Consider the following 21,166-nt stretch of genomic DNA (forward strand, 5'->3'; position numbering starts at 1 on the left):
ACAAAGATAGTCAGAAAGCGGTGTTCAAATTCATTCGAAGGGGCAAAAGAATGCAACACAGACAAGGATGTGAAAAAATGGAAAATTGAAGGATATTTGCAAACATGGACAACAATGCAAAGCCAGGGATTGGCGCATACTTCCGCCTGTTGATGAGCACCTTCTTTGTCGCGGGTGCGGTGGGCATTTTCCTCGGATATGCCGACAATGACTTTATTCAGCCCAACAACCGCTGGATGTTTGCCTTGCCCATTTTTCTGTATGGACTTTTCAGGCTTTACCTCGCCATCAGGGTAATGCGTGGCAAAAACGATACTTTCAATTCCTGAACGAATGCCAATGATCGATTTTCGCACATTGAGGTTTGGTCAGACCCGGTTCGCGTTGCTGCTGCTTGCCGCTTTGTGCCTATCACATCCGTCGCATGCACAGGAGGTTGTGGCGCGTTTGGACCTCGACCGGCGTGATCCCGTGCCGCAGTTTGTGGAGTACGTCGCAGCCGATGGCGGACTTGTTACACTCGGTAATCAAAGCCGCAAATCCAGCCGCTATCTGTCTATCACCAAGTACGACGATCAATTCAACAAGTCGTGGACCAAGCAGGTGTTGCAGCAAAATGGCCACAGTGACATTGACCTCATGGCCGTTTTGGGCGAAGACGTCTACGTTTTTATCTCCGAATACTTCCCGCGCGACCGCACCGTCCGCACAAGCTACAGCCATTTTGACCTCGAAGGCAACGCCATTGAGACCCGCAAGGTGATTTCAGAGCTTCCCAACGAAAAGGAACTTCGGGTGGACCTGAAGTACACACGCTCGATCAACAAGAAAAAGCTGCTGTGTTACAAAAATCTCGATGAGGGCACCAAATCGGAAACGATTCTGTATTACCTCTTTGATGCCCAATCCAAGGAATTCGTGGAGGGCAAAATCGAAATTCCCTATCCCGACGACAAGTTTCAAATGCGCAAGATCATGGTCAGCAATGCGGGCAAGGTCTACGTACTCGGCAAATTCTTCAAGGTCAACAAGGTCAAGGACCCCGACGACTTCGGGTTCAAAATTTACCAATACGAAGCCGGCGAACCGGCAGCCAAGGAAGTCACCATCGACCTCGGCGAATTGTATCTCACCGACCTGACCATGAAGATCGACCGCGAAGAAAACATCTTCCTCGCCGGATTTTTCTCCCACCAAAGCACCGACGAGATCATCGGCACCTGCTTTTTCCGCATCAACAGTCAGTTGGAAGAAGAAGTCCGCAGTTCTCAGCGATTCTCCGACGAATTCTTGGTCAACTTCCTCCGCGACAAACAAATCGAGCGCGGCCGCGAATTGCAAAATTTTTACCTCGACAACATCATCCTTCGCTCTGATGGCGGCGTCTTGCTGATCGCAGAGAAATTTTACACGACCTTCAACTCTTATGTCGATGTCTATGGCTACTGGGTGGACCAAAAAATCTACCACTACGACGAGGTGATTGTCAATTCCGTCTCTGCGAATGGGGATTTGGAATGGAGCGCGGTCGTCCCCAAGCGGCAACAATCCGAAAGGCGCGACCAACTCAGCTACATCGATGTCGTGAGCGGCACCAATGTCTACCTGATCTACGGCTATCAACCCAGAAAAGAGCCGCGGACACTGTATGTCAACAGCGTCGACTTCGATGGCAAAGTCGCCGAGCGCGAAGCCTTGATCTCCAAAACGACCTTCGACGACAGCTTCTTCCCGAGGTATTCCGAGCAAATCAGCAATACCGAAGCGCTGATCGTCTATGAGCAGGAGCGCGACAAAATCTTCTCGATCGTCAAGGTCGCCTTTGATTGAGCCCGTCCCGAACTCGGGACAGGGCAATTGAACATTTGCCTCCGGCGAAAATTGCTGGAATGAAAATGACCAATAAAGGAGCCCTTGGCCAGCAATAAAAGCAAAACGCGGAAAGACCCAAGTCCTTTCCGCGTTCATCAAGAGCATCAGAGCACCGAAATGCCCGAATTTCCCATTTGTAATTTCTAATTTCTAACCTTCTCCGAAGCCATCTCCAAAGCGGCCTGATAGATGCCATTCCGCCCATAGCCACATTCATCAAACAATTGCTCCGGCGAACCATGCTCCACAAAATGATCCGGAATGCCGAGACGCTTCACCTGTGAGGTGTAACCATTGTCCACCATGAATTCGATCACGGCAGAGCCGAAGCCACCTTGCAAGCAGCCATCCTCAATGGTCAATACCCGGTCAAACCGTCCGAAAATATCGTGCAACATCTCCGCATCGATGGGCTTTACAAAGCGCATGTCAAAGTGGGCAGGGTGTAGCCCTTGTGCATTCAGCTTGGCGACAGCCTCCTTGACGTAGTTGCCCATCGGGCCAAAGCTCAAAATGGCAAGTCCTTCGCCGTCATTGATCATGCGACCTTTGCCGACCTCCATTTTCTCAAACGGCGTGCGCCATTCGAGCATCACGCCTTCGCCACGCGGGTAGCGGATGCTGAAAGGCATCAATTGCTCGTCGAGCTGTGCGGTGTACATCATGTTGCGCAGCTCTTGCTCGTTCATCGGCGAGGCCACGATCATGTTGGGGATGCAGCGGAAATACGCAATGTCAAAGGCGCCATGGTGGGTCGGTCCGTCAGCGCCCACAAGGCCGCCACGGTCCAAACAGAAAACCACCGGCAATTTCTGCAAGGCCACGTCATGAATCACCTGATCATACGCGCGCTGCATGAAGGTCGAATAGATATTGCAAAACGGACGCAAGCCCTGTGTGGCCAAGCCCGCCGAGAATGTCACCGCATGTTGCTCGGCGATGCCGACGTCAAAGGCGCGGTCGGGCATTTGCTCCAGCATGAACTTGAGGCTGCAACCCGAAGGCATCGCAGGCGTGATGCCCATGACCTTGGGATTGAGCTTGGCAAGCTCGACCATGGTATGGCCAAACACATCTTGGTATTTCGGAGGCTGCGGCGTTTGAACTTTGGGTACCAAATGAGCACCTGTCATGCGGTCAAACGGGAAAGAAGGCGCATGCCATTTGGTTTGATCCAATTCGGCGAGCTCGAATCCTTTTCCTTTGACGGTGACGCAGTGCAGGATTTTTGGACCTGGAATCTTCTTCAGGTCGTCCATGATGCGCACGAGGTGGTTCACGTCGTGGCCATCGATCGGACCGAAATAACGGAAGTTGAATGACTCAAACAATTCGCCTTTGCGGCCGAATTGCGCGGTGAACAGGTCTTCGATTTTGGAGGCGACTTTTTGGGCACTTGGGCCGAAGTTGCTCATTTTGCCGAGCAGCTTCCAGACTTCGTCGCGGATTTTGTTGTAGGTGCGGCTTGTGGTGACGTCGGTGAGGTATTCCTTGAGTGCGCCGACATTTTGGTCGATGCTCATGCAGTTGTCGTTCAAGACAACGAGGACGTTGGCATTTTCCCAACCAGCATGGTTGAGGGCTTCGAAGGCCATACCGCCGGTCATCGCACCATCGCCGATCACGGCGATCACGTTGCGGTCGGTTTCGCCGTTGTAGCGGCTGCCGATGGCCATGCCCACGCCCGCAGAAATCGACGTCGAACTGTGCCCGACTCCGAAGGTGTCATATTCGGATTCCGAGCGTTTCGGAAAACCCGAGATGCCCTTGTATTTGCGGTTGCTGTGAAATTCGTCGCGGCGGCCGGTGATGATCTTGTGTCCGTAGGCTTGGTGACCTACGTCCCAAATCAGCTGATCATAAGGCGTATTGAAAACATAGTGAATGGCCGTGGTCAGTTCGACAACCCCAAGGCTTGCACCGAAATGGCCGCCGTATTGGGAGCCATGCTCGATCAAGTAATCCCGCAGTTCGTGGCAGAACTGGTACAAGTCTTCGGGTTTCAATTTCCGAAGGTCTTCGGGGTATTGAACTTGAGCGAGGAGTTTTCCTTCTTGGATCATCTTTACTGTGTCCGCTGTTGAAGCATCGGGTCTAAAAAGCTAAACAAGCCTTGGTGGAAATTGTTTTCAGCAAACGAAAATCCATCAGCCTGAAGCAAGTCGGCCAAAATACGAAATTCGTTACGTTTTTGAAAATGTGCATCGGTGCAGAATGTCGGCATGTCCCGGCTCCTGCAACAAACGTTGAATCGAGCGGGAAGGTTACGCTGTTTTGAGGCGATCCTCCTGACTTCCTGTCGAAATCGCCAACAACAACAAAAATGTGATCGCGCCATTCACCGGCAAAGTCGCGAAACCCAGCCATCCGCTTGTGAACCAGAAGTTGATCATGTAGCAGATGAGCGGCGCGATGATGCAAACCAGTGGTACCAGTTTGTCCCGCACTCCCAGCCGCGTAAACAATCCAAAGGCAAACAAGCCCAAAAGCGGCCCATAGGTATAGGTTGCCACCTGAAAAACGGCATCGATCACCGCGACATTGTTCAGAACCTTTGCCAAAAGGATCACGGCGAATGTTACGATGGACATACCGACGTGTACCCAAAGCCGGGTTTTGTTTTTGACCTTCTGATCGGTCTTTTTTTCGAAGTCCAAAAAGTCAATGCAAAAGGAGGTCGTCAAAGCAGTCAAGGCCGAATCCGCGCTCGCGTAAGCTGCTGCAAACAAACCCAAGATGAAAACCACACCAATTCCGACCGGCAAATAATTGAAGGTCAGGAACGGAAACAGTCGGTCGGTCTTTCCGCCTTCCATCAAACCCGTAACCGGATCGAGGTATTGCAACGGAGCGGCTTTGTCTGCGAAATTTTCGACGACATAGCCCTTCGAAGTTCCGTACATATAAAGGAGTACCCCGAGGGCAAGAAAAAGCAGATTCACAAAGACCAACACAAAGCTGAAGCTGAGCATATTCTTTTGTGCGTCCTTCAAAGTTTTGCAGGTCAGGTTCTTTTGCATCATGTCCTGATCCAAACCCGTCATCGTCATGGAAATGAACATGCCCCCGAGCAATTGCTTGAGCCAATGCCGCGGGTGCGCGAGATCTGTCACCACGACATTCGAATATTTGCTACCCGCAACGGCGTCCCAAATCGCACCAGGACCATCCAAATGCAATTCTTGGGCAATGAACCAAACCGCCAATCCGGCAGCAGAGAGCAAAAAGGTAGTTTGCAGCAAGTCCGTCCAGATCACGGTTTTCATGCCGCCCTTGAATGTAAATACCCAGATCATTAAAATCGCCAAGGCGACCGACACCGAAAAGGGCACGCCCAAATCGGCCAAGATGAATTCATGCAGAACCATCACCACCAGAAACAACCGGATCGCCGAACCCAAAATGCGCGACAGCAAGAAGTAGAAGGCCCCGGTTTTGTAGCTCCAAAATCCGAAGCGTTGTTCCAAATATTTGTATATCGAAGTGAGGTTCAGCCGATAGTACAAGGGCATGAGCAAGAAGGCGATCACCAAATAACCCAGCAAATAACCCAGCACCATGATCATGTAGGCAAAGCCTTGTGTGCCGACCCAGCCCGGAACAGAGATGAAGGTCACCCCGGAGATCGACGCGCCGATCATGCCGAAGGCAACGACCATCCACGGAACGGACTTGTTGGCGCGGAAAAACGAATCTTCGTCTGCCTTTCGACCGGTGAGATAGGAGAAAATGAACAGGATCGTGAAATAAATCCCGATCAGGCTGAGGCTAAGCGTCGAATTCATGCAGTGCTTTCAGTGGAAGGGCAAGGTAGGGAGAATTTTGCGTTGCAGAACTTTCAAGAAATCCTCAATCTCGTCGAAGGTGACTAGAAAAGGCTGCAAATCAATTCCGACGAGGCTTAAATCAACCCCGTTTTTGCCCATCCGCCTGGGGGAAGGTGAATGCTGCCGCCACAGACATCCAACTTGGCGCCGGTTACCGAGGCCAGGATATTGGGTTGGCCGAGCAAGGTTTGTAGGCCCAAAAAGGCAAAGATGATGGCCTCCTTGAAGTCCACCACCGCGTCAGGCAATTGCTCGATTTTGATGCCGAGACCGGCCAAAGACTTTTGCAATTCCTCCATCAGGTAGGCATTGTGTGCACCCCCGCCCGTGACAACAAGGGGCATGCTGCGCACCTGCAGGTCGCGCATAGCCACGGTGATGCGACTCACAACGTGGAGCACAAAGGTTTTCATGCGGTCCGCGACCGGCGATTCGCTTTGGGAAATCAGCGGAAGAATGTGCGCAGTAAACCACTCCGTGCCCAGACTTTTGGGACCGGTTTGTTGGTACCAAGGCAGGTTTTCCAAGGCATCGTACAAGGCGTAGTCCATTTGCCCGCTGCGTGCTGCTGCCCCGTCTTGGTCAAACGCTTGCGACGTTTCCAAGGCATTGGCGAGCCAATTGAGGGCCATGTTGCAGGGCACCACGTCAAAGGCTTTGCCGCTGTAGCTCAGGTTGGCGATGCCGCCCAAGTTCAGGAAGAGCTTGTATTTCGGGAAGAGGTGTCGCTCACCGAAGGGGACAAGCGGGGCGCCTTGGCCACCGAGTGCAACATCTTTGTTGCGGAAATTGGCCACCAAGGGACAGGGCAAGTAGGAGGCGATCGTTTCGCCGTCCCCGATTTGGGCGGTGAAGTTCTTTTCCGGCTGATGGAAAATCGTTTGCCCGTGGCTTGCGACAAACTGCGGTTTCAGTTCGTTGCGGTCGATGAACTCGCGCAACGTGCGCCCGAGCAGGTGCCCGTAATACACGTGGGTGCGGGCGAATGCGAGCGCATCTTGCGTGTCGAGGCAGCGCAAGCGCGCGTACCATTGCTCGTCATAGCCGATGGTTTCGGCGGCTAGCAATTCAAACTTCCAAGCACCTTCATTCTCTGAAAACTCGCAATAGGCCAAGTCAATGCCATCGAGGGATGTACCAGACATGAGCCCGATGCCGGTGTAGCGTTTCATTTTTCGGGAGCCGGAACGAAGGCGTCATATTGATAAACCACTTCCTTTTTGGAGCCTTTCTCCAGGGAAAACTTCCAAATCAGGGATTTGACGCCGGGTTCTTCGGGCTTTTCTTCGACTTTGGCTTTGTCGCTTGCGACCACTTCGCCCCGGATGTCGCGCTGCACCTGAATCTGCGCAAACTTTTGTCCAGCATTAAAAAGCAGAAGTTTGGCTTGGATGCTCACGCGGTTATAGCTCAATTCGCCGATTTGCTCGACTTTGTTGCTTTTTTTCACGATGGTTTCCAGCACGTTCACATGCACCATTTTCTCTTCGCCCAACAGCAATTCCAGTTGGCCGTTGGAGGGATTGGGAGTCAGTGGAATCTGCGCGATTTGGCGGTTGTTTTCGTCGAGCACATGGTAACTCTCGCATTGCAGGCCGGGGAGGGACGTGACATTAAACCGAATGATATTCTGAACCGGAAAGCGGTGCAAGCCACCATCGGTCACCTGCGCATTCCATGGAATCGTGCATTGGTAAGCGGCAGTGTACTGCAATTCGGTTTCCTTGAGCGACATCGACTGCCGTTCGCCCTTTTTGATGCTGAGTTTACCCGCCGGCAAGACCTCCCCATTGAGATGACCTTCGGTCAAAATTTCGGAGGCACACAATTCGGCTTCAATATCATTCAGGTCTGCGAGGTCGTTTTGAATGACGGCTGTTTGTTGCAAGAGCACTTTTTCCGTTCCGATGATACGGATGCGGCCGACCGGAACCCAACTGATGCCTTTGTGAATGCTGAACATTTCCATCGGAACGTAAGGCAGGTCTTTGTCGATGCCCAGCTCCATGACCATGAAAGGCACCTTTTTAGGGCTTTGGAAATTGGCTTGGCCCAGGATGATGACTTGTTTGATCTCTGCGAATGGAATGAAGTACTGACTTTCATCCCCGCCTTTGAGCAGCAGCATGCCGCTTTCGGTATTGACGACCTTGGCTTCGCCGGTGACTTCGTCGACTTCCATCCCGGCATCGTAGACAATCGTGATGCGCTTGCCCATGTTGGCTTGCAAGACTTCTCCCCAGTTGCCAACGGAGAGCTTGCTCGGGATGCTGTCTTCGCGCAGTTTGAAATAGACAAGTTTGGTTTCCGAAGTGCCTGCAACCAAGTCGATCGTTTCCGGAACGAGACTCAAGCTCATCGGGATGTCGGCCTTTTGGTCTTTGAAATTCACAATGCCTTTGGAGGCAATCTGTGCAGCATCCTCAAACAACGTGATTTTGAAGGGGCTAAATGTGGTTCCTTGGGCCTGCAGGGCATTTGCCCCGAAAACCAGCAGCATGGCCGCAAAGCAGCTAAGTCGGGTAAGCATCAGTCGCATCAATTGTTTTATCATTGGCCCACCAAATACTGGGCTGACCTGAGGACAAAGATAATCAAATTCAGAAGTGTTGATCGCCGAACTCCCCCGAGAAAGCAACACAAAGAAGCAGGGTAGGCAGCGGGAGCTTTTTCCGCCTTCGAATGTACAATCAACCCTGCGTCATCTTTTGTTCAGAGGGAGCAGGATTTTCTGACTTTTTAAAAAACCGGTCCTTGAGCTTCAAGAGTGGCTTTTCAATGTAGCGAAAGGAAAATATTGCCAAGATGAGGGAAAGCAGGCTGTACAATGGAAACTGAATGATCTCCCGGTGGTAATACAACGCGGACAATCGTCCCCATTCCTCAAATGGAATCTTGGACCAGATCGGCTCAAAGATGTATTTGGAAAAATAGAGACTGATGGGAAGGTGATAGAGATAAAGGCCGTATGAAATCGTACCAATGTAAACTACGCGCGGATTGGCCAAGAACTTACTGAGGAATTGAAGGCGAAAGTCATATTTGGATGCCTTCAGGATCAAATACAGGGAAATGAATGCCAGGCCGAGCGGCTTGATGGTGAGATCGGTCACCAGAAATAGGCAAAGTAGTGCGATCATGGCGAGCTCAATGCCCAAGTTCTTAAAGAACCGGTCCGGCATCGTAAAATGCCGCACATAAATCGCTCCCAAGGAGCCAATACCCAATGCAGGAATGCGGGACAGCAACCCCCCGTGATTGTAGGGACTGAGCGCGGGAAAGATCCCAAAAGCAAGTTGACAGAAGCCCAGGACCACGATGCCGATCATCACTGCCATCAAAACACGCGGCAGGCGGCGAAGCAAAAGGACAATCACAGGCCAGAATAAGTAAAACTGCTCCTCTACACAGAGAGACCACGTATGGTCCAATGATGAATGGGTGATGTGGTAATATTCGCTGGCATAGTTAAAGGTATAGGTGAGTGCAAAAAGGAGGAACTCATGGACGACAGGGTCGTGAAGGAGCCACAAAATAGCCAGCATCAGATAATAGATGGGAAAAATGCGCAAGGTCCGTCGGCCCATGAAATTCAGGTAGGCCTTGCCAAACGGAGTGTTTCCGGAGTCGAGCAAAATCGATGTGATGAGATAACCACTGATCACAAAAAACAATTCTACTCCGTAATAACCCGCGGAAATTCGATGGAAAAAGAAAGAAGCAAAATGGTCGCAAAAGACCAAGGTGATTGCTACAAAACGTAGGCCATCGATCCGTGCGCTGTATTTCATTGGCAAGCGATGAGGAGTGGGTGCAATCCGCCTCTGTAATTCGGGTTAATGATATCAAAATCTATCAGCCAAGCCAAGCTAGCCTAAAACCGAGAGATTGCCATGGTGACGAAGGAAGTTTTTCTCCTAAATACCCAGGAAAGCCTAGAATGGCGGACGCAAACCCCAAAACGCGATGAAAGTAAATTGGGCGGGCGCTCCATAAAGAAACGTCCCGCCCAACTCCCCAAGAGGGTCAAATTATTTCACATCGCCCATGAGCTTCTTGATCAAAGGAGAGAAGCCAATCAGAAGCAGTGCAGCGACAATTGCAATGATGCCGATGATCTTATACCCCTCGGTGTATTGATCGAGCTTATCAAGGTTGGTGAGGACTTTGGTTTTGTCTTCACTCGTTGCAAGTGCAGCTCCAATCAGACCTGCGCCGTACTGTCCAAAGGCACTTGCCAAAAACCAAGTACCCATCATCACCCCGACAAGGCGGTGAGGAGACAGTTTAGTCATGATGGACAACCCGATCGGAGAAAGGCAAAGCTCACCGATGGTGACCGCCAGGTAGGCCAAGGCAAAGAAGGCCATTGGGGTATGTCCACTGTCATCGGCAAAAAACTTGCTGAAGTAGAAGACCAAAAAGCCGATTCCCAAGAAGAGGAAACCAAGGCCAAACTTTACGACCGTATTCGGCTCCTTGTTGCGCTTGTTCAGTGACAACCAGAGCAAGCCGACCAACGGGCTGAAGATGATCACAAAAAGGGCGTTGATACTGTTGTTGACCGAGGTCATGTTGAAGCCATGGCTCTCCACGTTGCCATTAGCAAAGAAGTTGAGCGAGCCACCGCCTTGCTCAAAGAAGGACCAGAATGCTACGGAAAAGAAGATCAGGATCATTGCCGCAATCAACTTGCGTGCTTCCGACTTCGGTGAACGCGAAATGGCAAACCCGAGATAGCCAACGGTACCCAGTGCGGCAAGCATCATGATGACGTCGCTGAATTCCAGGGTTTTGGGTGATCCGTCAACATTCAGGCCCGCGATGAATGAAATGTTGATTGTGACAGGGTAGTAGATCAGCAAGAAAAACAGCGGAATCATGAGCAGGGTAAGCCCCTGAATCAGATAACCGTAAGGAATGCCGGCTGTCTTTTGCTCCAACCGCATGGGGTTGGGAGGGGTGCCGATCGGTCCAAGTGATTTCTGGGTGAAGATGAAAAGGCCCAAACCCATCAGCATGAAAACGCCTGCCAAGCCAAAGCCCAAGGACCATGAATAGGACGTGCCGATCCACGCGATCGTAAGCCCGCTCAAGAACGCACCAATGTTGATTCCTGAATAAAACAGCGAAAATCCAGCGTCTCTTCGTGGATCGCCTGATCGGTACAGGGCCCCGACCATCGTGGATATATTGGGTTTAAAAAACCCGTTTCCGACGATCAGGATACTCACCCCGGCGTAGAAGCTGAAGGCCCCCGGAATCGCCATGATAAATGTACCGATGGCCATCAGGGTGCCTCCCCAGAAGATGGAGCGTCGGAAGCCAAACAACTTGTCAGCAAAAAGGCCGCCGATAAACGCCATGGCATAGATAAAGGCGTTGATCATGCCATACCGCTTATTGGAGATGGCCTCGGCAGCATCTCGATCGGTCTGCAAGGAGGTTTCGATGTACCACTTCGGGTGGTTGATGTCGAGCACTTCCCCGTTTTCCGCCTTGAAATCAGCAATCTTCTTCTGGATTACATCAGCAGGTGCCGGATTGTAAACCGTGGAAAGAATCAAGTGGGAAATATAAAGGCCAAGCAAGGCGCGCATTCCGTAGAATGTGAAACGCTCCCACATCTCAACCAAAAACAGGTACCACAGCTGTTTGGGATACTTGCCTTTAAAATTCTGAATTTCCTCGACCGTCGTAGGACTGTACATATTTCAATCAGATAGGTAATGGGTATAAAAAGGATGGAGCTAGAGTTTCACCCTAGCTCCACCGCAAATTGTCATCAATGAATATTCTTCTCCTTCATGACCCGGTTCAAGAACCCGAGCATCAAGAAAAGCAGCAAGGCAGCCAACAACACGAGACCGCAGTTCATCAGGAAGAAATTGCCTTTGTCTTCAAAACCCTCCCAGAGGCTGGAGAGCGTTCCTGCCAACTTATTGCCCACTGCAGTACTGAGGAAGAAGCCACCCATCATGAGGGCTGTGATACGTGGAGGACTGAGCTTGCTCACGAGTGACAGGCCCATAGGAGAGAGGCAAAGTTCGCCGACGGTGATGACCGCGTAGGCGCCGACCAACCACATGCTGCTGGCTTTGTCGCCGTGCATGTCCGTGGCCTTGACCGCAAAGTACATGACCAACGTGCTGAGTGCAGTAATCACCAAACCGATGAAAATTTTGGTGGGTGTACTTGGTTCCCTATTTCTCCTACGCAGGAATCCGAAGAATCCAACGACAAGCGGCGTCAAGAGAACCACCCAGAACGGGTTGATCGATTGAAATAGCTCCGTGCTCACCAACAAAAGATCAGAATTTTTTGCCGGTCTTTTGGCTTCAGGCAGGTTTTCGAAATACTTTCGAGACTTCTCTCGCACATTCAGCTCCGAGCCTACCGCCTTGACCTGATCCTTGTAGGCCTGCTTTGCGATTGGATCGGTGGAAGTATCAACAAGTTTCTGAAATGAATCTTGACGTGCAGAAAGGCTTGAAGTCAGTCCGCCGAACCTCGCATCATCCCATTTGTCATAGATCGACTCATGGTAATTGGTGGTTTGTGCCAAGCCCAAGGTATTCATTGGCTTGGAAAGCCAAGTGGGCATCGCACGGTCAGAATGGTCTTCAGCCCAAGTTGTGAGCGCATCACCGTTTTGGTGGAAAACAGCCCAGAAAATAACGATACATGCATACACAGACAAAAGTGCACCGATGGGGCGCTTGTCTTCCGCATTCGCAGTGAAGAGCATGTAAAGGAAAAATCCGATGACTGGAACGCAACCAAAAAGGAAGGCATCAGTAGTGTCAGAGACGATCAAATAGCCAGTCGGATTTTCTGGAGTGGTTACCCCTTTGAAAAAGTAACCGATCACACCAAAGGCAAACATCGGCAGCAACACGGTCGCAAAGATTTTCCAAAGTGCCATGTCGCCAGGCTTCGTGGGCTTGATGACGTCGGCTTCCTTGACATGCTTGGTTCCGACGATGAAGATCACCAGGCCGATCAACATACCGATACCTGCGGCTGCAAAAGCATGGCCCCATCCATAGTTGATACGCATGTAGGCAGCAACAAAATTGCAAATGAACGCACCGACGTTGATGCCCATGTAGAAAATGTTGAAGCCAGCATCTTTGTTGGCACGGTAGAGATCGTTGTTGTAAAGGTTGCCAACCAGTGTGGAGATGTTGGGCTTGAAGAAGCCATTGCCCACAATGATCAGCAGCAACGAAATGTAGAAAATCGTTTCGTTGTGAAAGGAGAGACCAAAATAACCCGCAGACATCAGCAGGCCACCAATAATGATGGATAAGCGATATCCCAATAGGCGGTCAGCCAAAAGTCCACCGATAAACGGCGTCAGGTAAACCAAGCCGATATATGTGCCATAGATGTCGGATTTTGCAGCCGCGCTGAAGCCCATCCCGCCATTCTCCCAACTATCCCGCATGAAGAGTGCAAAAATGCCGAGCATCAGGTAGTAGCCAAACCGCTCCCACATCTCTGTGAGAAACAAAATCCAAAGACCTTTGGGATGTTTGGGTCCGACGCTTGCGCCAGCCGCAGCGCCTTTACTCATGTTTACAGCCATGTGATACTATTGTTGCAGTATGTGAATTTTGAATTACAACATCCCAAAATAAGCAAGCCCACGGGCATTCCCAAAATTATTCCCGTCAAAAAGCAATGGACTTTCATTGTCTCGAGGCGGCCGAGGGTTGGCAAAATGGAGCAATTCACTGGACAAAGCCCTCCACGCGCGCATCAAGCGGTTCATATTCATGGTGAAACGATTCCAAAAAGGCTTTTGTCGTGACGCAGCACGGGCGTTATTTTTTCCTAATTTGGCAGCCTCAATGGTAATCGGTAGCAGCGAAGCGCGCACATGAATTTTCTCGCCCATTATTTTCTCGACAAGGATCACCCAAGTGCGCACTTCATCTTGGGGGCTGCAACACCTGACTTGCTGTCCATTTACAATTCCGGGTTGCGGATCAAGGCAGGGCAGGTCGACCACCTGAATGCAGATGCCCAAGCCCATGCAGAGCCGCATTTTCTCGAAGGGCTCGCTAGGCATTTTCATGCCGACCGCGTTTTTCACTCTTCGCCGCTGTTTAGCGCGGAGACACATGAATTTTCAAAACTCCTTGGAGAACGATTTGCCGATCAGGATGTGCCCCGCAAATATTTCATCGCCCACATCCTCCTGGAACTGTTGATGGACAAAGTGCTGATCTTGCACGATGCCGATCTGCTGCCGAGTTACTATCGCCATTTCGAATCCTTGGCGCCGTTTGAGGATGTGCGCAGGGCGACTGAAGCCGTTGCTGCGCACCCCTTGCCCAACTACGAAGCGTTTTTACAGAAATTCGTGGAGAACAAATACCTCTACCACTATACCGAAAACGACCATTTGATTTACATCCTGCGACGCCTGCTCAGGCGCGTAGGCATTGAACACAGCGGGTTTTTGGATGATCCGAGGTTTTCCGAATTGATGGATGTCTTCGAAGCGCGGATCGAAACCTACTACCCGCAATTCTTCGACGAAATCCGTACCACCAATTCCAAATCCACCCCGGGAATGTAATAGCGTCGTTGGCGCTACCCAGAACAAGGTGTGGGCGCCAATGACGCTGAAACCCTCAATCCAATAGCTTGGCAGGCGTCATTGTCACTACCCAGTACACGGTGTGAGCGCCAAAGACCCTAAAAATCGAAGGGATGGGTATTGTCTCCCATTCGTTCTTCCACCTCGCGGAGTTCCAAATCGAGATCTACCAAACCGCGCAAAGCGTCGATGCGACCATGTAGTTTCTTGAGAAAGCCGAGATGTGCTTCGCTGTTGGGTTCGAAAGGCCGATGGGCCAAGTCGCGGTAGACACCGTCCAATTCGGCATTGACCGCGCGGGCCTTGTCACTGAGCCAAGATGTGGCAAACTTTTCCCAGACGTAGTCTTCGGCCATCTCGTTGGGATGCGAGAGGTCGCGCCCGTAAAAGCGGTAGTCGCGGAGGTCGTCCATCAACAATTCGAAGGCAGGGAAATAACTCACCCGCTCAAAGTCGGCGCAAAGTTCGTCGCAGAGTGCCCGCAAAACCGCCTTGCTGCCGCCATTTTCGACCAATCCTGAACGTAGATGCCGCACCGGACTCACGGTGAGCAGCACTTGCACTTTGGGATTCGCTGCAAAAAGTTGATTCAGAAACCCTTCGAATGCCAGCCGGAGTTCTCCGACACGGCTCAAGCGACTTGTAAAACGCTGCTGCGGCAGCTTGTGGCAATTGGCAACAATCCGGCCCGATTCCACATCTTCAAAACCGATGGCCGAACCCAACGTGAGGATCAGCACATCCGCCTTGCGCAAAGCCATGCCTGTGACTTGCAAGGCTGCATGGATCTGATCCTGCAAAAAACGTTTGTCTTGGTGGCTCAACTGCGAATGAAAAGCGAGGCTGCGCCATTTTCCCTCGTGTTGGAAGAGCTCTGAGGAATAGGCATCCTTGCCCGACAAGGCAACCTCCAACGGCGCAATCAGCGGGAGGGGATGGAAAATGATGCCGAATGGATTTTGCAGCAACCGGAATTTGTAATGCCGCAAGCGGTCACCCATGCGTTCTGCAAAGCAGGAGCCGACCGAGACAATGGAGGAACCATGATGCAGCGGCTCAGCCGCCGCCTTTGGGAATATTTCCGTGCGGAACTCCATGCCGGAATGGATTATTTCGCGGCTTTGGCCTTGGCATTTGCGCGACGGCTGCTGAAATAGCCGATCACCATGGGCAACACCGAAATCAGGATGATCGCGATCACGACGGATTCGAAGTGCTCCTTCACCCATGGATTGGTCCCCAAGGCAAAACCCGCCAACGACATCGAAGAGATCCAAAGAAATCCGCCGAGCACGTCAAAAGGGAGAAACTTGCGTTTGTAGTCCATCTTGGCCACACCCGCCACAAACGGCGTGAAGGTGCGCACGATGGGTACAAACCGCGCCATGATGATGGCTTTCGTGCCGTATTTGTCAAAGAAAGCTTGCGTTTTGTCGATGTAGGCCGGCTTGACGACCTGCCATTTTCCCAGCCTCAGCTTAACCGCCCGTCCACCGAAAAACCGGCCGATGGCATAGTTGCTGTTATCGCCCAAAACCGCCGCAATGAACAGCAGTAAAATCAAAACCCAGATGTTCATCGGCGCATCGGGTTGTCCAGCTGTGCGGGCACATATCGCACCGGCTGCAAACAGGAGCGAATCTCCCGGCAGAAACGGCATGACGACAAGTCCCGTCTCCACAAAAATGACCAAGAAAAGGATGGCGTAGATCCATATATTATAGGTGTTCACCAGACAATCAAGGTTGTCGTTAATGTGCAAGATGAAGTCAATAGGATTTTTGACGCACTCCATAAAAAAAGTCATTAGATAAGACGGCGGCAAAGATAGGAATTGGAAGCCGTTTGCCAAGCCGGCCAAAGGCAGCAGGCAAACCGGTTTGTCAAACGCTCGCAAGGCTGTTTGTCAACCCACCCAAAACGCAGAGTAAGGGTTGACAAACGGCGCGTTCAGAGGAATCCGCGCCATTTTTCTCGACATGTAAGAAACCACGCGACTCACATGTGAAACAAGTTTTTCATAAGCAAACACATCAATCCCCCACATAATTATGAATGTGAATAAGTCGGCAAGACGGATGTGGATAAGCAAGGGGATGTTTGCATCAGAATACGGAATCATCATGGGAGCTGTCGCCCTTCAAGATACATATCGCATCGAATTGCCCATTTTTGAGGGGCCTTTTGACCTGTTGCTGTTTTTCATCGAGCGCGACGAATTGGATGTCCATGACATTCCGATCAGCCGCATCACCCGTGATTTCCTCGACTACATGCATCAGATGGACGTCCTGAACATGGATGTCGCCTCCGAATTCATCTTGGTGGCTGGAACCCTGATGCGCATCAAGTCGCGCATGTTGCTGCCACGCCCCGTCATCAACGAGCAAGGTGAGGTCGAGGACCCCCGTCGTGAATTGGTGGACCGTCTCCTCGAATACAAACGCTACAAAAGCGTGCAGGATGCGCTCCACAAAATGGAGGAAGACGGCGCAATGATGTACAAGCGGGAATTTGCCAAGAAAGAAGAGAAACTGTTCATCGATGCCGACAGCGCTGAAGAAGAGCTGAACCATATCGACCTCTACACGATCATGCGTGCGTACAAGCGCGTGGTTGCACGCCACGAGGAGCGTTTGGCGCGCCCGACCCACGTGATCCGCGCCTACCCCTACACCGTCGAGCAAGTCAAAGGGCGCATCCTCTCGATGATCGCCGAAAAGGAGAAGATCGATTTCGTGAGCTTCATCCTGGAACAACCGGATAAAATCTATTGCGTCTTCACATTCCTGAGCATCCTTGAAATGGCCCAAATCGGGCAGATTTCTTTGGTGGTCGGCCAAGGCTACAACAATTTCTGGATTTGCCGTCCGGAAACGCAGCAGGCTGCTTGAATCGCCGCAGGCGACGATCTTCCTCACGCACTCTCCAACTCACACTGAAGCACAGGCTTTCATTGATTCCATGATGCCGACAAATGCCGGGCAAGGCTTTCGCTAGGGTATGGATGGCATCGCTGCACTCAAACAAGCGATTCCGTTGAGATTGGACGGATATATTTGGCGGAATCAACATTATTTTTGATTGGATTCCGCAGATATATTGAATTGATCATGCAAGAATTTGTAGGTAGGGCACACGCAAGCAAATTTCGCTTACGATGATCACCGCCTTTGGCTTGCATCAAAACGAGCATAGCCTCGGGTTGGTGCAGCAATCCATTTCGATGGAGGCGCTTTTTGTTTCGGAATCCTGAGGGAGTAGCCTAAGTTTGCAGCATGACCAAAGCATATTCATTCGAAAAGATCAGTGCCATCTGCGGAATCGTGGGTTGCCTCTGCATGCTGGCTTGCGTCTGGATCACGATGGTGCCTTATGTCGGGATGTACAATGAGGCGTATTCGACGGCGAATCACTTCATTTCAGAGCTGGGTGACCGGCGGTATTCCGAATTACAGGTGGTTTTCAATTTCGGTTTGATGGGTAGCAGCAGCCTGCTTGTGGTCTTCGGGCTGGGCTTTGCGCAGTTTTTCTCGGGTTGGAAAAGAATCGTCAACAGCCTGCTCGGCTTGGTGACGGGCGTATCGTGCTTTTTGGTGGGATTTTTTCCTGAAGATCAATTGCGCCCACACCTCTTGGTGGCGATGATCTTCTTCCACAGTGCCTTGGTGCTCGTTTTTCTCAATACGGCATTCACCTTGTTTGCCAAGCAACCTGTTCTTCCGAAGTGGACCGCAGCACTTGGCTTCCTGACTGCGCTCGCCTTTGCCGCATTTGTGATTTCGCCAAGTGACCTTTTGCGCACCTGGATTGCAAGCCCCAAAACATTCATTCGGCCGCAAGTTTGGATCCAACCGATTTTGGAATGGGCCTGCTTTTATTCGATTTTGCTTTGGATTTTGACCGTGGCGGTGTTGATCTTGCTCGGAAAAATCAAGGGATCCAAGGTTTGAATTTCCCTTTTCGCATCGCTGGAAAGGCAAAATCTGCCAATTGGTGTTGCAATCCGCAGACAGCTGTACCCGTAGCACTGCCACGCGCGGACTGTATTTTTATCACATTGTATGTCAGTCGATTGGATGTGATAAAAAAACCCACTAAATTGTTATTGCTTGAAAAACATATTGGATTTCCATGGCTCGAAATGCGTTGGTTTGGTTGCTTGGCGTGCTGTCGGTTCCGCTGATGGCCATGGTTGTGCACGCCCAAACGCCGGGGCTCGATTGGGCCAACACCATCTCTAGCACGACCGGGGTTTCCGAAGTGAATGAAGTGGTGATCGACCCTGCGGGGTTTGTCTATGCGGTCGGCGGATTTGTGGGAACAGTGGACTTTGACCCCGGTGCGGGCGTTGCCTTGTCAAACTCCCCGAATGGAATCTGGCATGGTTTCATTCAGAAACTGGATACCAACGGCAATTTCATTTGGGCAAGGGTTTTTCCAGGAAATGATTTGACTTGGATTGAGTCGGTCGCTTTGGATGCAGCAGGAAATGTGCTTCTGGCCGGTGCGTTTTCGGGAACCACCGATTTTGATCCCGGCGTGGGTGTTGCAAGCCTCAGCAGTGTTGGTTTTCAAGACATGTGCTGGGTGAAGCTCAATTCGGCGGGAATCTACCAATGGTCCAAACGTGTCGGTGCTGCAGGTCTGTTCTGCACACCGTATATGATCAAAACGGATGCGGCCGGTGGGCTCATCACGGTCGGCAACTTTGACGGACCCATGGATTTTAATCCTGGAGGAGGGACAAACAACTTGTCTCCTAATGGCTTGGAGGATGTTTTTGTCCAGAAGCTGGATGCCGCCGGAAATTTTGTGTTTGCAAAAAAGTTCGGAGGCGGGGATTACGAGTCGCCTGAGTCGGTGAACATCGACGCCGCAGGGAATTTGTACACGTCGGGTTCGTTTTTCAGCAGCACCGTCGATTTTGATCCCGGCGGACCAACTGTGAACGTGAATCTGCTCGGAATGGAGGACTTTTTCATTCAGAAAATGAATTCGGCCGGCAATTTTACATCTGTGGCACGCGTGGGTGGAGCCGGTGCAAGTGTATGGGGTCAATCGGCCTTGGATGCAGCAGGAAACGTCTATTCGGGTGGATCTTTTGAGGGAACGGTGGATTTTGACCCGGGTGCGGGGACAACGAATTTTTCTACAGGCGGGCAGACACATGGGTTTATTCAAAAATTGAATTCCTCCTTGGCGCTTCAGTGGGTGCGGAGAATCACCTGCAACAATATCATCTACAACCGGTCAGTGACAACAGATGCATCTGGCAATGTTTATGTGGCTGGCGACTTCATGGGTACAGCGGATTTTGATCCGGGAGCCGGGGTTGTTTCGCGCAGCAGCCCCAACCAAGTCACATATTTCTTGAAACTTGATCCGTCGGGCAACTTTGTCTGGGTGGCGATTCTGGAAAGTGCCCAATACAATTTCTTGGATGGATTGGCGGTTGATCCCAACACCAACGTGTACGGTGGTGGGTACCACTATGGCACGACCGATTTCGAGCCGCGGGCCACAACATTTTTCATGACTTCCGATGACAATGATTCTTGGTTGCTGAAGTTTGGTCAATCGCCGTTGCCTTTGCCAGTTTCGGAGCTGGAATTGACAGCATCGCCGATGCCTCGGCAGGTTGAATTGAGTTGGTTTCAATCAGCCGCGGTTGGCGTTCAACGTTACGACGTTCAACGCAGTACAGATGGGTTGATTTTTGAGCATTTGGGTTCTGTTAACGACGGATTGGCATTTACTTATTCGGATCGTGGCGTGATACCCGGCAGACAATATTGGTACCGCTTGCGATTGCTTGATTTTAATGGAGGCGAATCTTATTCCGAAGTGGTGGATGCGGTTGTGCCTGAAACGAACGCGGGAATGGGCCTTTTCCCGAATCCGGCGCAAGGTAGCGTGACCATTTGGGCGGATGCTCCTCTTGGCAAATTGAATTTGATCAACAGTGTTGGCCAAGTTGTGCGCGCATTCGACGCGGCAGAGGCAGTGTCGTATCTGTTGGATTTGCAGGGGGTGGCGCGCGGATTGTATTGGCTGCAATCTGACCAACTCGGGCAATCTCTTCCGCTGCAGGTGGATTGAGCCGACCTTCGAAGAAAAGTAAATCAAGGCAATTTCGAGACCAATGCCTCTGGCAACCATTTGAGGATGCGGTAAATGATTTTCCATTTCCACCCGGGCACCACAGTACGTTTGCTCCCTGCCTTGACAGCAGCGCTTGCGACAAAAGCTGGCTCCAAGATTAAGGATTCCGGCAAATTCAGTCCTGCGGTCATTTTGCTGCGGATATAGCCCGCGACGATGGCATTGACCTTGACCTTGCGCGGCGCGAGATGTTGCCGGAGTCCGGCGAGGTACGTCGAAAAGGCGGCCTTGGTGCTGCCATAAACGAAATTGCTTTTTCGCCCGCGCACGCCCGACAGGGATGACAAGCCGATGATTTGTTCCAAACGGTCATTCTTGGGGTCCATCACCACCAAGTTCAGCATGGAAACCGCCCCTGCATAATGCACGTTCATCATTTGATAGGTGCCTTGCCAATCGACCATGGCTTGGTCTTGGTGCACTTGGAATCCGGCTGCATAGACCACAATTTGAGGTTTCGCAGGCAAGCCTTCGTAAAAGGCCCGGTGGCTCGCAAAGTCTACGGCATCCCAGAAGCGGATGTCGACGTTGGCCTGCGGCAATTTATTTTGAGCGGCGAATGCCTGCAATTCCGTGGTATTGCGAGAGGCAGCAATCACAAAGTCTCCCCGCTGCACGTAAATCCGCAGCATTTCCTTGGCCACATCGGAGTTGGCGCCGAGAATGAGAACCGTTGTAGGTTGTCCCATGC

16 protein-coding genes are annotated in these 21,166 nt (G+C 51.3%); 6 read left to right on the forward strand and 10 right to left on the reverse strand.

Translation table 11 applies throughout. The features are described from left to right. The first annotated feature begins 104 nt into the window (after positions 1-104). Entirely contained in the window at positions 105-329 is a 225-nt protein-coding gene (locus IPN95_00280; GenBank protein MBK9447856.1) for a hypothetical protein, read from the forward strand. 10 nt (positions 330-339) lie between these two features. Next, positions 340-1,830: a hypothetical protein gene (locus IPN95_00285; protein MBK9447857.1), complete on the forward strand. Its 1,491-nt coding sequence runs from the start codon at positions 340-342 to the stop codon at positions 1,828-1,830. 185 nt (positions 1,831-2,015) lie between these two features. Here the strand turns inward: IPN95_00285 and IPN95_00290 are convergent, their stop codons facing one another. The 7 genes from IPN95_00290 to IPN95_00320 form a co-directional block, all read right to left on the reverse strand. Beyond that, positions 2,016-3,935 carry a 1-deoxy-D-xylulose-5-phosphate synthase gene (locus IPN95_00290; GenBank protein ID MBK9447858.1) on the reverse strand — a complete coding sequence of 640 codons (1,920 nt, stop codon included), beginning with the start codon at positions 3,933-3,935 and terminating at the stop codon, positions 2,016-2,018. 201 nt (positions 3,936-4,136) lie between these two features. Further along, complete coding sequence (locus IPN95_00295) at positions 4,137-5,657, reverse strand: sodium:solute symporter (GenBank protein MBK9447859.1); 1,521 nt, start codon at positions 5,655-5,657, stop codon at positions 4,137-4,139. Between the two features lie 116 nt (positions 5,658-5,773). Continuing rightward, positions 5,774-6,871: an anhydro-N-acetylmuramic acid kinase gene (locus IPN95_00300; protein MBK9447860.1), complete on the reverse strand. Its 1,098-nt coding sequence runs from the start codon at positions 6,869-6,871 to the stop codon at positions 5,774-5,776. Beyond that, positions 6,868-8,229, reverse strand: coding sequence for a hypothetical protein (locus tag IPN95_00305; protein ID MBK9447861.1), 1,362 nt, complete (start codon positions 8,227-8,229; stop codon positions 6,868-6,870). Before IPN95_00305 ends, IPN95_00300 begins: the two co-directional genes overlap by 4 nt. Positions 8,230-8,389: 160 nt before the next feature. Continuing rightward, positions 8,390-9,490 (reverse strand): acyltransferase, encoded by a 1,101-nt coding sequence (locus IPN95_00310; protein MBK9447862.1) that lies wholly within the window; start codon positions 9,488-9,490, stop codon positions 8,390-8,392. 240 nt (positions 9,491-9,730) lie between these two features. Then, entirely contained in the window at positions 9,731-11,410 is a 1,680-nt protein-coding gene (locus IPN95_00315; protein MBK9447863.1) for a peptide MFS transporter, read from the reverse strand. A 74-nt stretch (positions 11,411-11,484) separates the two neighbouring features. After that, positions 11,485-13,278, reverse strand: a complete 1,794-nt coding sequence (locus tag IPN95_00320) for a peptide MFS transporter (protein ID MBK9447864.1) — start codon at positions 13,276-13,278, stop codon at positions 11,485-11,487. A gap of 306 nt (positions 13,279-13,584) precedes the next feature. Here IPN95_00320 and IPN95_00325 point away from each other — a divergent pair, with 306 nt between their 5' ends. Beyond that, positions 13,585-14,289 (forward strand): hypothetical protein, encoded by a 705-nt coding sequence (locus IPN95_00325; GenBank protein MBK9447865.1) that lies wholly within the window; start codon positions 13,585-13,587, stop codon positions 14,287-14,289. Between the two features lie 119 nt (positions 14,290-14,408). On the opposite strand, the gene IPN95_00330 is transcribed toward IPN95_00325, so the two are convergent. Both IPN95_00330 and IPN95_00335 read right to left on the reverse strand, forming a co-directional pair. Next, positions 14,409-15,407, reverse strand: coding sequence for a GSCFA domain-containing protein (locus IPN95_00330; protein MBK9447866.1), 999 nt, complete (start codon positions 15,405-15,407; stop codon positions 14,409-14,411). 11 nt (positions 15,408-15,418) lie between these two features. Beyond that, entirely contained in the window at positions 15,419-16,105 is a 687-nt protein-coding gene (locus IPN95_00335; GenBank protein ID MBK9447867.1) for a VTT domain-containing protein, read from the reverse strand. Positions 16,106-16,433: 328 nt separating this feature from the next. On the opposite strand from IPN95_00335, the gene IPN95_00340 reads away from it, so the two are divergent. The 3 genes from IPN95_00340 to IPN95_00350 all read left to right on the forward strand — a co-directional run bounded on the left by IPN95_00340 (position 16,434) and on the right by IPN95_00350 (position 20,412). Further along, the gene (locus tag IPN95_00340) at positions 16,434-17,204 is read left to right on the forward strand and encodes a segregation/condensation protein A (GenBank protein ID MBK9447868.1); all 771 of its coding nucleotides are present in this window, start codon (positions 16,434-16,436) and stop codon (positions 17,202-17,204) included. A 384-nt stretch (positions 17,205-17,588) separates the two neighbouring features. Then, a complete protein-coding gene (locus IPN95_00345) occupies positions 17,589-18,263 on the forward strand; it encodes a DUF998 domain-containing protein (protein ID MBK9447869.1) in 675 nt (224 codons plus the stop codon). Positions 18,264-18,444: 181 nt separating this feature from the next. After that, entirely contained in the window at positions 18,445-20,412 is a 1,968-nt protein-coding gene (locus tag IPN95_00350) for a hypothetical protein (GenBank protein MBK9447870.1), read from the forward strand. 23 nt (positions 20,413-20,435) lie between these two features. Here IPN95_00350 and IPN95_00355 read toward each other — a convergent pair whose 3' ends face one another. Continuing rightward, the gene (locus IPN95_00355) at positions 20,436-21,164 is read right to left on the reverse strand and encodes an SDR family NAD(P)-dependent oxidoreductase (GenBank protein MBK9447871.1); all 729 of its coding nucleotides are present in this window, start codon (positions 21,162-21,164) and stop codon (positions 20,436-20,438) included. Between the last annotated feature and the right edge of the window lie 2 nt (positions 21,165-21,166).

It is taken from the genome of Bacteroidota bacterium (assembly GCA_016718825.1).
Classification (GTDB): Bacteria; Bacteroidota; Bacteroidia; order J057; family JADKCL01; genus JADKCL01.

Coding starts and splice junctions, on each gene's coding strand:
- IPN95_00285 (MBK9447857.1), top strand. CDS start 340: ATGATCGATTTTCGCACATTGAGGTTTGGTCAGACCCGGTTCGCGTTG.
- IPN95_00310 (MBK9447862.1), bottom strand. CDS start 9,490: ATGAAATACAGCGCACGGATCGATGGCCTACGTTTTGTAGCAATCACC.
- IPN95_00320 (MBK9447864.1), bottom strand. CDS start 13,278: ATGAGTAAAGGCGCTGCGGCTGGCGCAAGCGTCGGACCCAAACATCCC.
- IPN95_00355 (MBK9447871.1), bottom strand. CDS start 21,164: ATGGGACAACCTACAACGGTTCTCATTCTCGGCGCCAACTCCGATGTG.
- IPN95_00280 (MBK9447856.1), top strand. CDS start 105: ATGGACAACAATGCAAAGCCAGGGATTGGCGCATACTTCCGCCTGTTG.
- IPN95_00325 (MBK9447865.1), top strand. CDS start 13,585: ATGAATTTTCTCGCCCATTATTTTCTCGACAAGGATCACCCAAGTGCG.
- IPN95_00330 (MBK9447866.1), bottom strand. CDS start 15,407: ATGGAGTTCCGCACGGAAATATTCCCAAAGGCGGCGGCTGAGCCGCTG.
- IPN95_00340 (MBK9447868.1), top strand. CDS start 16,434: ATGGGAGCTGTCGCCCTTCAAGATACATATCGCATCGAATTGCCCATT.
- IPN95_00300 (MBK9447860.1), bottom strand. CDS start 6,871: ATGAAACGCTACACCGGCATCGGGCTCATGTCTGGTACATCCCTCGAT.
- IPN95_00305 (MBK9447861.1), bottom strand. CDS start 8,229: ATGCTTACCCGACTTAGCTGCTTTGCGGCCATGCTGCTGGTTTTCGGG.
- IPN95_00350 (MBK9447870.1), top strand. CDS start 18,445: ATGGCTCGAAATGCGTTGGTTTGGTTGCTTGGCGTGCTGTCGGTTCCG.
- IPN95_00345 (MBK9447869.1), top strand. CDS start 17,589: ATGACCAAAGCATATTCATTCGAAAAGATCAGTGCCATCTGCGGAATC.
- IPN95_00290 (MBK9447858.1), bottom strand. CDS start 3,935: ATGATCCAAGAAGGAAAACTCCTCGCTCAAGTTCAATACCCCGAAGAC.
- IPN95_00315 (MBK9447863.1), bottom strand. CDS start 11,410: ATGTACAGTCCTACGACGGTCGAGGAAATTCAGAATTTTAAAGGCAAG.
- IPN95_00295 (MBK9447859.1), bottom strand. CDS start 5,657: ATGAATTCGACGCTTAGCCTCAGCCTGATCGGGATTTATTTCACGATC.
- IPN95_00335 (MBK9447867.1), bottom strand. CDS start 16,105: ATGGAGTGCGTCAAAAATCCTATTGACTTCATCTTGCACATTAACGAC.